The organism is Rhizobium sp. BK176 (assembly GCF_024808055.1).
The window spans coordinates 1,340,209-1,354,288 of record NZ_JANUBV010000001.1 but is presented as its reverse complement, the minus strand read 5'-3'; the positions used below and the strand labels follow the sequence as shown (position 1 = coordinate 1,354,288).

The following is a 14,080-nucleotide window of genomic DNA, read 5'->3' as shown; positions in this document are numbered from 1 at the left end:
TCATGGAATGGGAAAGCAGAGAGAGGCAAGTTCCGACCCATGAAAAATTATCGCAAGACATGGGCGGCGGCCTTTCTAGCTGCGACCGTGTTCCAGACAGGCTTTTCGACAGCCCAGGAGATCGAGCGGGGAAACCCGTTCGTAGCACCTCCGTCGTGGGCTGAAGAACAAGCCCGCCTTGATGAACGCACGCGCATCATATTTCGGGAACTGGAACCCGAACTGAAGAACGACATCATGAAGAGGGTCAACGAGTCCCAGGCGACCCTCGAGATCAAGCTGCGCAAGCGCATCGATCTCGTCGCCCAGAACATCGGCACGGCGGCAGCGCCGGGCGCGAACGGGCAACCAGCCAACGGCCAGACCAAGAAAACGGAAGAGGAAGTCAAGGCTTCATCCATCCCGGAAGGCTCGACATTCATCTCCTGCGTAAACAAAGAGGCTTTGTACCGTGACTCGAACGACATTCTTTTCAAGGTTCCGAAAGACGATCCACAAAGCGTCGCTCGCTGCACTCGCTAGCACCTCTCTCCTGACGAGCTGCGCCTCGCAGCTGCCGAAGGCGAAGGAACTGCCGGACATCCGTCAGGCGCAGGCGTCCGCGATCGCGAAGTTCACGGAAGACGCGACGATCCCGGTCGAGCGCATCGTCGTTCCGGCGTCTTCGATGAAGGCCGTCGCCGACCGTCCGCCGATCCCGGCGCACATCGAGCGCATGCCGATCGACCTGCTTTTTCCGAGCAACCACGAATCGACGCTCGCCGGCCTTTCGCAGGCCCTGAGCTCGGTCGGTCTCCAGGTCACCTTCCAGTGGTCGAACCCGACCCAGGAAGACACGATCCTCCAGAAGAAGCTCCCCTTCCTCAGCTTCCAGGGGAATGTCGGCGAGCTGATGTCGGCTCTGAAGAACGGCATGGGCCTCGTCGCCTGGTATCAGGACGGCATGATCTACCTGTCCGACCAGCAGCGCTACTCTCTCTCGCTGCCGCAGAACAAGGACGTCCTCGAGTCCGTCTCCAAGGAAATCGAATCGCTCGGTGCCAAGAACATCGTGACCTCGCTGCGCGGCGGCAAGATCATGTACACGGCCTCTCCGAGCACGCAGGAGGACCTCATCGGTCCGTTCCTCGACCGCATGTCCCGCAACCTCGCGGTCGTCAACATGCAGGTCGCCGTGGTCTCGCTGTCGCTCAACGACTCCTCAGAAGTCGGCTTCGACTGGGACGCCTTCAAGATCGCGTTCGACTCGACGAGCGCAGGAACCTCGCCGTCGACGGGAACGGGCACCGGCACGGGCACATCAACGTCTACTGGAACGACCACCGGCACCGGCACGTCAACGGGAACCGACGGAAGCACAAGCGACTCGGTCACCGGCGTCCCGGGTACCGTCATCTCGCTGGTCGGCAAGGGCCTGTCGCTTAACCGCACCAACCTTGGCAACGTCTTCGGCACCTACGGCGCGTTGACGATCGGCAGCGCCGTGAAGTTCCTGTCCACCTTCGGACACACGAACGTCACCCAGCACGTCAGCCTCAAGACCCTTTCAGGATCGGAAGTCACCCTCCAGTCCGGTCAGGAAGTCCCCTACGTCAAGGGCGTCTCCTCTACCAACACGGGCGGCGACAACACCGTGGGATCGAGCGACACCGACACCGTCGAAACGGGCCTGAAGCTCACGCTCAACCCGCTCTACGATAGCGACGCCCAGGTCGTGACCGTGGATGTCGAAGTCGACCTCAACCAGATTCTGTCCTTCGTCGAGCTGAAGGCCGGCAACGACATCGGCACGCTGACCCAACCGCTGGTCCAGAAGCAGAACATGAAGGACCTGGTTCAGGTGCAGGCAGGCAAGACGGTCGTCATCGGCGGTCTCCAGTACGACAGCGACACGACGAACGGCAACGAGCCGACCGTTATCCGCAACGCGCTGGAAGGCACCGGAAAGCGGTTCGGCAGCGACAGCAAGCAGGTCCAGCGCAACGCGCTGTTCATCATCCTGCGCCCGACCGTGACGGTCTACGACAGGGAGCACTGATCGATGGCGAAGGAAAAAAAGGACAAGCCGCCGAAGGCCGCCAAGGCCCAGAAGAAGTCGCGTGCGGTGCAGCCGATGAGCATCCAGCTCGGCTGGCTCGAGGCCGACAGCGCCAAGGACGCCCGCTCCTATGCGCGTGGGATCATCCAGCAGCGCTTCAAGGCCACCGACGAGAGCTACTACGCCATCCTGCCGTTCCATGGCGGCTTCCTCTGGGAAGCCCATCAGGGCGGCGACGGCAAGGGCTATATCAAGTCGGCCGCCAAGGCGCTGGAAGACGATCCGGGTGGCGAATACTGGTTCAAGGCAGGCGACCGCGCTTACCGCGTCGTCATGCAGGACGGCAAGCCGTTCCCGCACCTTCTGCCGCCGGAAAAGTCGGTCGAAATCCTCAACAGCGGGACCGAAAGCCTTCAGCGCACCTATTCCATGACCCCCTATGTCCGCAAGGGCACGGGTTGGCTTGTGACCGGCGGCATCATGGCCGGATCGTCGGCGCTGTTCTTCATCGGCTCGATCGCCTTCTACGCCTTCGCCTACAATCCAGGTCCATCCGTCCGCGCAACCGACATCGGCTCGCTTCCGCACACGAAGTGGCCGATGGTCGCGAGCGTCGGCATCGAGGAAATCGTCCAGAAGCTTCAGATGAAGAACGGCAAGGACTGGTCGGTCGACCGCCGCGCCCACGTCGTCGAAGGACTGGACCAGCTCCGCAAGCAGCGGGCCGATCTCGAGCGTGCGAACCGCGAGCGTGACACCATCGACGAATCCGCCGCCAAGGCAGCAGCAGACGCCGCAGACGCCGCGGACGAAGCGGAACTGAAGAAGACCATCGACGCCGCCAAGGCAAAGGACGGATCGGCTCCGGCGACACAGCAAACGGCTCCGACGGCTGATGCCCCGAAACCCGCTCCTTCCGACGCGATCCCGGTCGCGACGCCGGTACAGACCGTTCCGGCCGGAACACCGCAAACTCCGACGGGAGCACAACGATGAAAATCAGAACGGCCAGCGGACTGGCCCTCATCCTCTCCTCTCTCGCGCTTTACGCCGGCGGCGCGTTCGTCGCCATGCAGGCGATCGACGAGCAGAACCGTCAGGAGGCGCAGAGACGCGCAACCGAAACGCAATGCCTTCGCCAGCTCGAGCAAATTCCGAACGCACAGGTGCAGAACGCCGGCAAGCTCACGGTCACCGTCGCCCCGGTCACGGTGCCGATGGAAGCCCTCACCACCGCCAGCATGGCCGTGATGATGTGTCCGACCCGCGACCTCGTCGACCTCTGCCTCGGAGACCAGTGCGACAACAACAAAAAGGGGACGGTCACCCTCGTCCTCCGTTTCGACCCGACAAAGGACAGATGACATGGACAACCACCCGAACGCCGCCATCAACAACCTGATCACCAAGTTCCTCACCGCCAATTTCGACACCCCGAGCCTGCGCGCGGGTGACTGGCTGGTCGCCATCGTCAGTCTCGCCGTCGGCGTCTGGTTTTCCTGGACATTGTGGATCGTTGTGGGGATCATTGGACTATTCCTCGCGTGGTGGCGTCCGATGACCCGACTGCAGCAGTTCGCCGGCGGCATCCTGCGCAGCGTTCACGGTCGCCGTCGCTAATTCAAGACCTCATCACAAACGAAGCGCCCAAGCCCCGGGAACCGGTATGAAAAAAATCTTCAAAATCTCGAGCCTGTTCTCCAGGTCCGGCCGCAAGTCGCCGGCGGAGACCATGCCGCGACTCGAGGTCGAGACGATGGATGCCGCGGAAGCGGCATCCGATGCGGCTACGGGCGAAGACGCGCTGTCCCGCGACCTTTCGTCGGCCGTAGCCGAGGCGGTGGCGCGGCCGTTCAAGACTGAAATCTCGGACTCCAATGACGCCGCCTCGGAAGTTCGACCGAAAATTCTGGACGCCATAGCCGTCGACGCCGTTGAAATCGAAGTCGACGGGATCGAAGTATCCGTTTCCGAAGAAAACTTCGTGGACGAAGAGGCCGTCGGCACCGTCGTTCTGGAAAAGCAGGACTCCGAGTCCGCAACGCCGAACCTTCCCGTCGACGCAGGTCCTGTCGTCCAGGCGTTCCGCACCGGCGGCGAGAAGCGCCACCGCTTCGGCGAATACGTCTTCCGCAAGGGCCTGATCTCCAAGGACGCACTCCATGCGGCGTCGCTGGAACAGGACGTCACGAACGCCAAGATCGGCCAGATTCTCGTCGCCAACGGCTTCCTGTCCGACAAGGACAGGGTCGAGGCGATCCTCGCCACCGAACATTCGCGTATCGCCCAGGAAAAGGTATCGCGCTGCCTGATCCCGGTGGACGTGCTGGCCGAACACAACATCATGATTTCCGCCGAGCAGGAGGACAAAATCTACGTCGCTTCGGCGGAAGACGAGCGTCTGGTGAAGATGGTCGTCCAGGAATACTACCCGACGAAGGAAATCGTCATGGTGGCGTACGACGCCTCCGCGATGAACCTCTTCCTCGCCCAGATGCGCAAGATGTCCAGCATCGACGACCCAGCAAACGCCGAGGAACTGATGCTCGACCGCATCGTATACAACGCGCTGACCGACGGGGCGTCCGACATCCACATCGAGCCGCGCGCGGCATCCTACAGCATCCTTTACCGCAAGGACGGCGTGCGCCGGCTCATCCATACCGGAGCGCTCGCCGAGTACCAGGTCCTGATCGCCAAGATCAAGGACCGCGCGGCGATGGACCTCGCCGAACGCAGAAAGCCGCAGGACGGCGGTTTCCAGATGGAGTTCGCGGGCCGCATGATCGATCTGCGTATCGCGACGATCCCGTCGGCCGACGGCGGCGAGAAATGCACGATCCGTCTGCTCGATTCAGACCGCGTTACACCGAGCCTCGAGAAACTCGGTATTTCGGAAGTGACGAAGTGGCGCAGGGGAATGCGCCACCAGTTCGGTATATGCCTTATCTGCGGCCCGACCGGCTCCGGGAAGACAACGACCATGAACGCGTCGATCCGCGAGATGGACCGCTTCGGCAAGGCGATCAACTCGATCGAAGACCCCGTCGAATACCGTATCCCTTACGTCACACAGGTAAGCGTCAACAAGCAGGTCGGCCTCGACTTCCCGAACGCCATCCGTTCGTTCATGCGACACGACCCGGACGTGATCATCGTCGGCGAAGTGCGCGACGAGGAGACGGCCCGCAACGCCATCAAGGCGGCTGAAACGGGCCACCTTGTCATCGCGACCCTGCACACCGGATCGATCGTCGGCGCGATCACCCGTCTCAAGGAGCTGGGGATCGAGCCCCACGAGCTGCGCTATCTCGTGCGCGCCATCATGGTCCAGTCGCTCGTCCGAACGACTTGCAAGGCATGCGGCGGCACGGACGATGGCAAGGCGGAATGCCGCGAATGCGGCGGCAGCGGCTATCGCGGCCGTACCGTTGCATCCGAATGCGAGTATTTCGCGACGGCCGCCGACGTCCAGAAAATCATTCCGGAACCAGGAAAACACATCGAGGAAACCTGGATGACGAAAGAACAGGACGCGGTCAACAAGATGTACGCGGGAATGACAGACCTCGCGGAGCTAGACCGCGTTTTCGGCCCGGCCGTCGAGCAGTATCTACGCGAGGAAGACCGTCCATGATGCATATCCTCTACGCGGTCATCGCCATCGCGCTGACCTGCCTCGTCACCTTCGGCGGCGTGAGCTACATCCACTCCGAAGCGCCTGTGCGCGCTGTGGCGTCGCGCGCCCTGACAGGCCAGTACGAGGCGATTCTCCTTGGGGTCTCGTCTTATCGCACCGAGAACAACGGCATCGCGCCGCAGTCCATCGAAGCTTTTTCCGGATTCCTGCCGAATGGTGCGGTCCCGTCGTTCGGTGCCCCCTCGCAGGGCTTTGATTGGTCGATGGCCAAGCTGGACGGCGAACAGTCGCCGGCTCTCTGCCTGCAAGTCGACACGTCCCAGATCGCCCACTTCGATTCCGCGTCGATGTTCGCGCGCGAAACCCTTCGCCGTGGAAACGGCCGTGTCACCGTCACGGTCGGAGCGGCTTGCGGCGAAGGACAGGCTTTCGACGGCGTCTCCGCACCGCCCGCCGGCGGCGTGGTCGTGTTTACCATCCGAGGGTTCTGACCGATGGCACTTTATATCGTCAAGGTGATGACCGAAGACGGCATCCGCACGACCCGTGTCGAGGCCCCCGACGACAGCTCAGCCGAGCGCATCGCGTCCAGAAAGGGAACGGTGCTGTCCAAAAAGCGCCAGATGAAGACCGACCTCTCACGGGGCATGTCCTCCAGCGACCGCAACACCTTCATGCTCCGTCTCGCGGCCATGGTTGGATCGAAGGTTCCCGCATCGTCCGCGCTCAAGCTTCTGTCCGAGACATTCTCCGGAAAGATCAAGCAGTGCGCCACCCAGATGGGAGAGCGCATCGCCCAGGGAATGAGCCTTGCAGACGCCATCGCCGCCGACACCAAGAATTTCCCGCCGGCGACCGCGGCCCTGGTCAAGGCTGGCGTCGCAGGCGGCGAAACCTCGAAAGCGCTGCGCGAGGCCGCGGAGTTCGAGTACATGATCACCGGCATCCAGAAGGGTGCCATGAAGGATATCGCGGCCGCCGTCGGGACGTTTTTCATCGCCTTCGGCCTGATGATCATGACGGTCTACTACCTCGGACCGACGGTGACCGAAAACCCGATCTTCAAGAACAACCCGAACATCGACGTCTATTGGCCGAAGCTTCTGGGCGTGATCCTCGTGTGGGTTATGGGCTTCAAGGCGTTGCTGTTCATGATTTTCTTCTGGATCGGAACAGCAGGGAGACTGATTTCGCCGGATCAGGCCGACAAGCTCATTCTGCGAATTCCCTACTACAAAGACCTCGTCCTTTCGAGAAACAGCTACGTCGTCCTCTACAAGCTGTCCCTGCTCGTCAACTCCGGGATCAGGATCGAAGAGTGCTTGGCGCTGACCGCCGACGGCAGTCCCAAGGGTGCGATGCGGACGGACATGTATCGAGCGCTCGGTTTTATTCGCCAGGGAAAGAACTGGTCTAACGGCATGGAAACGCTCCACCCGACCGACCGGGCTGCCCTGTCCTGTTCGACGGACCGCGACGATACGGCACGAACCCTGGACATGCTGGCCAGCCAGTACCGCGATCTGTACATGTCACGCATCAAGTCTTTTGCGCCCGTCATGCAGACGATGGCAGCACTATACATGTCGATCGCGGGTGCGGAGATGTTCTTCCTGACCATGTTGCCAATGCTCCAGTTCTCCGCCTCCGTCTAACCAGAACCGCGAGAGCCAACGCCAGAAGCCCCGTCGCGCCTGCCACGGGGCTTCTGGCGTTTCTGGGCAACGGCGACCGGCAGAGCCACCGAACTCGTCGTGGAAGCTCTCCGGAACGCCGAACCGCAAGCGCAAGCAGCCTACCTTCGCGCCGTCTTCCTGCTTGCGCTCATCACCGGATCGCGGAAAAGACCCGCGGCCGACGCCACGTCGAACAACAGGTTCCAGTCGGTGTCTAGAAATATGTCATCCGCCACCGAGAGAAACGAGAGCTGGCTCGGCCGAGGAACGGAAGCGTCGGAATGATGGACGCCGAGGTCAGAAATATTTCGGCGAATTCTTCGAAATGCAGGACATCCATTCAGCTCGAAGATGGTCGAAATCGGGCCATCGGCGGCTGTGGAGAAATAAATCCGAAATATTTCTCAATGTTCGCAAAGAAAAGTTTGCTGACGAACGCAGTCATGACAAAAGCAATACTTTCGGAACCAAAACTATACTTAATTTTGTCTTAACAGACCCGTTGACCCGAAGTCATGCGTGGCCAATCATCGAAAGTGTCAGCAGGAAATGAAGACCTCAAGTTCCTCTGAACGCAGCCAACAAAGGCCCCAAAGGGGCGACAAAAGGAAGGAAATACCCACATGTTTCAGCTGATCGTTGCAGTCATCGCCATCGCTCTCGTGATCGCCCTGACCCTCGCATCCATCTTCTACGGCGGTGAAGCGTTCACCCGTTCGAGCCTGAAGGCCAACGTTGCTGCCATGGTCAACCAGGCCCAGCAGATTTCCGGCGCTCACACGCTCTACAAGACCGACTACTCCACGGCTGCTCCGACGGGTCAGACCGGTCTGGCTGAGCTGAAGAAGCAGGGCTACCTGGCCGAAATCCCGAATGCTCCGAAGATCGCCAAGATCGACTCGGTTACCGGCGATGTCGCCAAGTGGGACTACCGCCCGGATGACAAGGCCGTCTACCTCGAGCTCGGCGCTGAGCCGGAAGAAACCTGCAAGGCCGTCGCTCAGAACGGCGCTGGCGAGTGCCAGGACGCAACCGGTAACGCCGGCACCGAGTTCTACGCATTCCCGCTCTAATCCAGGCGGTTTCTGGATCGCATGACAAAAAGGGGCGGGGGTAACCTCGCCCCTTTTTGCTTAGACCTCAGCCTTCGGGGGAACGCGAGGGTCACAAACCAAATAAAAGAAGGACACAGGACAGATGTTTCAATTGATTATCGCCATCGTGGCCATCGCGCTCGTGCTGCTGCTGGTTCTCGCCGCCATGTATTTCGGCGGTTCGATTTACGACGAAAGCAACGCCCGCGCGGCCTACGCCAAGAACGTGAACTCGGCGACCCAGATCGAGGCCGCGATGCAGCTTTACTTCCAGGACAAGAGTGCAAACCCGGCAGGCGAAGACATGCCACTTCTCCGGAACCTGCTCTCGTGGGGTTACCTCAAGGAAATTCCGGAGGGCGACTGGAAGGTCAACTCCGCGGCCCTCTACAAGCCGATCAAAATTCAGGACGTCGCCCAGTGCAGCGCGATGAACAAGGCCGCAGGCTTCAATCTTTCGCAGGTTCCGTCGCAGTACGAAGGTTGCCCGCCGTGCAACGGCGCGGAAGGTTCGCAGCAACTGGCCGACGCCGAGACGTTCAAGAAGTGGCCTGGTTGCCAGTTCATCTCGACCGCCGCGACACCGTAACACGGAAAAACAGAAGATACCGAAAGGCTGGGACGAAAAGCCCAGCCTTTTCATTTTTAGGAATCAGTCTCGTAGCAGGACCACGACCTCCCACGCCAAAAATGGTCTAGTTCGCGTTTTGCGGCCAGAATAACAATCTCCAAACATCCGTTTTGAATCCCGATTAAAAAGACAGCGGCCGTCCAAGGGGCCCACTGTCGGTAAACGGAGACGGTAATGATCCCTGGAGCCGTACTAGCCCGCGTTTCGCATTGGTAACGAGGTGATACTCGCAGGACTGACTAGATCAGTTCTCCGAGTATCACTCACCTATCCCATGTCGCTACCCTACGTCACACGAAGCTAAAGTGGTCTTGTGAAAGAGTGTGGCCGTCGGTCGCAATGGACAGCGTCGTGGAACCGCTCCTAAACGTGTAAGATGAGCCGGATTGGGCGGTTAGTTTGCTGAGAAGAACGTCAAAGTTCGACGCGAACCCAGTGCCGATCTCAATTAAGTCGCTTTTGTCGAAATCAAAGATGCTGATTGCTCTGGTGCTTGAGAAAGGGCCTATAAGCTGGAACAAATCAGCTCCGGCTCCCCCGTACACAGCGGCGCTTCCACTTTGGAAAACAAAGGTGTCGTCATCATCCCCGCCATATGCATATGAAGGCCCTATAGCGGAACTGAATACGAATTTGTCTGATCCGCTATCCCCGTAGTAGTGGTAATTCGGGCCACTCTTGATGAAAAAGCTGTCATTTCCATCACCCCCGTGGGCCGTCGTGTATTTTCCACTATTGAAAATGTCGTCACCAGTCGTTCCCGTGATCTGGGTCGGGTATCCGGCGATTGTATCGATGTAAGTCGCCCCATTGATATATTGCACGACCTTTGAATCGCTGCGCACTTCAATTCTACCGGAATCTTCATAGTGGATACTCAGGCTTCCGTTAAAAGTATCATTCCCTTCACCTCCCCAGACATGGCTGTCCGCTCCTCCGGAGAACATGTCATCGCCAGCACCGCCATAGGCAAAATCGTAGCTAAGGGTGAAGGTATCGTTTCCATCGTCACCGTAGAAGACGGATCGTCTCCCATCCACTGATGCGTTTGGATTTTCAAGGGTGCCGTCGAACACGTCGTTTCCTGAGCCGCCATGCGCTTCATCCTGGCCGTTCAAGAAAACGGTGTCGCTCCCACCTCCCATGTATACGACCTCGCGCCCCCCAAAGCCAGTGTAAGTTTCATTCGCTTCGGTCCCTGTGACTCGTACCTGAAGACCCTTCATTTGGTACCGCTCACCTATTTGGACGCCAGACAGACTTCCTTCGAAGGTATCGAAAGAATCATACTGACCACCAGAAAAGTATGTTGCGGCATTCAGATACTCGTAGACCTTCCGATCAAGGAGGTTGATATCGAGAAACCCTGAATCACCAAACGAATCCCCCACAAAGAGAGTATTATTGCCCGAGCCGAAGTCCAATCGATCAAAGCCGCCGCCGCCGCTCATTCGATCATCGCCGTCCCCGCCCAAGATATAATCGTTACCCGCACCACCTCGAAGGTAATCGTTGCCTGCACCACCCTCCAGTCTGCTGCTGGACGCATTGCCGGACTCGAGCCAATCGTCACCGCCGCCACCGATCAGTGTCAGAACACCGTAGTAACCCCATCCACGGACATCGTCCTTCAGATTGGAACCTAGAAACTCGTACTCATTGGCTCCCTTCAAGCGTTCGAATCCGACTGCTCCAGTCCACGCCTTAGCCCAATCGTTGTCATACCTGAACACCATCGCCTGTGAAGCTAAGGTGTAATCGATCGTGAGCTTTCCACCAGTCTTTTCGACGTAGTCGAGTCCGAAGCTGAACAATACACGATCGTTTCCACCGGCGAGGTACATGCGGTCGTTCCCGGAACCACCATCCGCGATGTCATTTCCAGCGGTGCCATAAATTACGTCGTTTCCGCCAAGTGCGTTGATGCTACCAGGTGTTAGGAGGGAGAGAGTGTCGTTGAACTGGGTGGCAGTGAGACCTTCGAAATTTTTGAGGGAGAGCGTCACTCCGTTGATAATAAGACCTGCCTGAATCGACCCGCTGATCGAGACACCGGTTGATAGACCAGATAAATCGATGATGTCATTGCCGTCGCCAGCATCGAAGACCATGGTTCCGGAGGCGGCTTGCGTGGGAATGAAGTCAAAGTAGAGTTTATCATCGTTCGCCGTCCCGAACACATTTTCGAAACCAGCGGCGTAAAAGGTTCCACTGGAACCCGTACCGGACAAAACGAACGATCCAATGTCGATCATTATGTCTTTGAATACCGAAGCGAGGGCCGCGGTATAAGAGGCAATGTGGACCGCCACGAAACCGATCGTTGACGTGAAATTGATCGTGTCGAAGCCAACGTTTCCGAAGTACACCAGTCCGAGGTCGGTGGTAATATTAGCAACGTCATCGCCCCACCCAAAGTCGACGATCCTGGTGGCCGGAAGCACACTCGACGTCGTCGCTGAGAACGTCACCGTGTCGGCCGATGCACCAAACTGGAATACCTCGACATTCCTGATATTGTCGGTTCCATCGGCGGCGGCTACCATGAAGAGGTCTTCACCCGTTCTCGAGAAGCCGAAGCTGAGGGCTTGGCCGTCAATACCTTTAAAGAGCGCTATGTCCCAACCGGTCCCGCCGTCAATTCGGTCGCTCCCGGCACCGCCATACATGGAATTAGAGCCGGCATCGCCTGTAATATCGTCATCGTATGATGAGCCAAGGATGTTCTCGATTTCGAGAAGGGTCGCCTCCCCATCGTGCCATTTAACACTACCGCGCCCGAGATCGACAACGTAACCGTTGCGGGTGTCCACCGGATCATCTTGCTCAGATGCAGCAGAGAGGTCGAGCGTATCGATACCATCTCCCCCGATGAAGTGATCGCCTGATCCGGCCGAACCATCGCCGTCGATAAAAAAACGGTCGTTGCCTTTTCCTCCATAGAGCCAATTTACACCTGTATCGCCGCGAAGCTTGTCATTCCAATCAGAACCAACGACATTCTCGATGCCTACTAGCAAATCGCCCTCGGCGTCACCGCCAATTTGGACGACGTCACCAAGATGAATATCTACCGCCGCCCGCGACCCGCGATAAGACACCGTATCCCCCAAGGTCGAATGTGCGCCCCCTACTATAAGGTCAGCTCCTGACCCACCCTCGATAATGTCGTCTCCATCGCCTCCGTAAATGTAGTCCTTGCCGTTGGATGTGCGGATGCGATCATCGCCCGATCCGCCAAATACAATATGATTTAACGATTGTTCGTCCTGTTGAAGGAGGAGACCTTCGGCACTCATTCCATATCGCAAAGTGCCATTTCCACTCTGGGCCACTGCAACGGTCCAGTTTAGGTCAATTTTACTTGCCCAAGTGAGTCCCCAGTCGTTCGCCTGGGATGGACTTAAAACATCTGCGACATAGTATTGGAATGCCTGATCAAGCTCGGCTTTTCCGAGGGTTACCCCATCGATGGCTGTTAGTTCGGAGATGTTACGAAGATCAACAGCGACACCATTGGCGAGACCGTCGCGTTCGAAAAGATGCCATGCCGCCTGCGATACAGAGCCAGTTCCATCTCGAGCTATCGCGTCTCGAACAGTTTCCAAGCCGAGATTCACGAAACCAGAATGCAGGAGCGCCGTTGATGAGTAGGGCGTGAGGCTGCTTTGTGATACGGCACCATCCTTTAGATCGTCGCCGAAGCTCTTGTAAAACTTTTCGTAAAATCCGTCTTGGTTTACCAAGGATTTCCAGAGTACACGATATAAAATGTGCGTTCCAGCTCCTGATGATGGGAGGCCACTACCTCCGATACCTTCCATTCCATAATCCGCTCTATTGCCCTCGATCGGGCCACTTATCTCAGGATGTTCGAACAGTCCATTTCGCAAATAGACGTCGTTTCGAGAGAGTTCGGAAAACTTGTGGTCAGTACTCTCAGCTAGCAACACAAGGGCATGCAGTGTTGGGCTATGCAGGCTAACGCTGGTGTTATCGGTGAGCCCTCCCGTTATCGATGGCTCGACGCCTAAGTCGTACTGGGTACGGGGCACGTCAAATTTGGTGCCGAGAATGCCCCCAGCGCCGTCGCTGAGCATCTCTCCTTCAATGGTATTGATCGTCGTGTTGAGGGAAAGGTTCGTTTGGAACTGGGCGATATATTGATTCCGAAGGGCAATAAAATCCGCAATCTTTCCTTCGTCCCAATCAAGGTTGTTCTTCAGTGCTGCTTCCAGGTATTCGCCGGTCTGGAACACGTAGAAAAGAACCCCCCCTTCCCAGTGGCCTACCTCCCCCCTTGCAATTCCATATTCAGCCAATGCTTTGAATGTGGCTTCAATATTTAGTTGTGCTTGGAAAGGCGCTGGGGCCACCAAGAAGCTCTTCAAGTCCATCACCGCGCCAACCAAGCCAGCAAGACCACCACCAAGTGATTGACCGACTACCTTGACAGTCTTTCCTGTCGCATCAGCAAACTCGACCGCTTTCTGAGCCAATGAGAGAGCGTAGTCGAGTTGCGTGAAGCCAACGCTGCCCTTCCCAAGCGCGACGTCTGTATATAGGTCTCCCAGGTCAAATGTGTGGTCGCTGCTCTGAGCAGTCTGGTCGCTAATGCTTCCATTCACCAAAGCCTGGTACGATCCCCATTTAAAAGAGGACGCGGCATCGGTTCCGCGAAATATCACATATACTGTGTTCTCCGCTTCAACGACTTGACCGCAAAATCCGTTGTCGGCGTAGTAGAGCCCAAGGCCCCTATCGTCACGTACCAAGCCGTCAGCGGATAGACTCGTAACCGAGCTTACATTGAGTTCGGCGAGGGTGATGCCGACATCGTCCGTTCCATTGGCTCCGTCTGTCGATCTGCGGTATACTTCCTCTGCGAGTGCGGCGGTCAATTGGACTTCGGTAAGTGCAAGCGTCATGAAACCCTCGAAATTCGTTGTGCCGGACTACTATTGTACTCGGTATACGTTTTTGGAAATCCGCCGACGGAAA

11 protein-coding genes are annotated in these 14,080 nt (G+C 58.0%); 10 read left to right on the top strand and 1 reads right to left on the bottom strand.

Features of this window, described 5'->3' with window-relative positions; translation table 11 throughout:
* Window positions 1–39: 39 nt before the first annotated feature.
* From FHT76_RS07420 to FHT76_RS07375, 10 genes are all read left to right on the top strand, one after another.
* Window positions 40–522 (top strand): hypothetical protein, encoded by a 483-nt coding sequence (locus FHT76_RS07420; RefSeq protein ID WP_259185154.1) that lies wholly within the window; start codon window positions 40–42, stop codon window positions 520–522.
* The gene (locus FHT76_RS07415) at window positions 452–2,038 is read left to right on the top strand and encodes a type II secretion system protein GspD (protein WP_259185153.1); all 1,587 of its coding nucleotides are present in this window, start codon (window positions 452–454) and stop codon (window positions 2,036–2,038) included. Before FHT76_RS07420 ends, FHT76_RS07415 begins: the two co-directional genes overlap by 71 nt.
* 3 nt (window positions 2,039–2,041) lie before the next feature.
* Window positions 2,042–3,034, top strand: a complete 993-nt coding sequence (locus FHT76_RS07410) for a hypothetical protein (RefSeq protein WP_259185151.1) — start codon at window positions 2,042–2,044, stop codon at window positions 3,032–3,034.
* Window positions 3,031–3,402, top strand: coding sequence for a hypothetical protein (locus FHT76_RS07405; RefSeq protein ID WP_259185150.1), 372 nt, complete (start codon window positions 3,031–3,033; stop codon window positions 3,400–3,402). Before FHT76_RS07410 ends, FHT76_RS07405 begins: the two co-directional genes overlap by 4 nt.
* 1 nt (window position 3,403) lies before the next feature.
* On the top strand, window positions 3,404–3,658 hold the full coding sequence (locus FHT76_RS07400; RefSeq protein WP_259185149.1) for a hypothetical protein: 255 nt from the start codon (window positions 3,404–3,406) through the stop codon (window positions 3,656–3,658).
* Between the two features lie 46 nt (window positions 3,659–3,704).
* The gene (locus tag FHT76_RS07395; protein ID WP_259185148.1) at window positions 3,705–5,675 is read left to right on the top strand and encodes a GspE/PulE family protein; all 1,971 of its coding nucleotides are present in this window, start codon (window positions 3,705–3,707) and stop codon (window positions 5,673–5,675) included.
* On the top strand, window positions 5,672–6,169 hold the full coding sequence (locus tag FHT76_RS07390) for a hypothetical protein (RefSeq protein ID WP_259185147.1): 498 nt from the start codon (window positions 5,672–5,674) through the stop codon (window positions 6,167–6,169). The genes FHT76_RS07395 and FHT76_RS07390 overlap by 4 nt, the downstream gene beginning before the upstream one ends.
* 3 nt (window positions 6,170–6,172) lie before the next feature.
* Complete coding sequence (locus tag FHT76_RS07385; RefSeq protein WP_259185146.1) at window positions 6,173–7,333, top strand: type II secretion system F family protein; 1,161 nt, start codon at window positions 6,173–6,175, stop codon at window positions 7,331–7,333.
* Window positions 7,334–7,977: 644 nt separating this feature from the next.
* Entirely contained in the window at window positions 7,978–8,427 is a 450-nt protein-coding gene (locus FHT76_RS07380; protein WP_259185145.1) for a hypothetical protein, read from the top strand.
* A 124-nt stretch (window positions 8,428–8,551) separates the two neighbouring features.
* Complete coding sequence (locus tag FHT76_RS07375) at window positions 8,552–9,037, top strand: hypothetical protein (protein ID WP_259185144.1); 486 nt, start codon at window positions 8,552–8,554, stop codon at window positions 9,035–9,037.
* A 332-nt stretch (window positions 9,038–9,369) separates the two neighbouring features.
* Here the strand turns inward: FHT76_RS07375 and FHT76_RS07370 are convergent, their stop codons facing one another.
* Window positions 9,370–14,007: a hypothetical protein gene (locus FHT76_RS07370; RefSeq protein ID WP_259185142.1), complete on the bottom strand. Its 4,638-nt coding sequence runs from the start codon at window positions 14,005–14,007 to the stop codon at window positions 9,370–9,372.
* Window positions 14,008–14,080 lie beyond the last annotated feature (73 nt).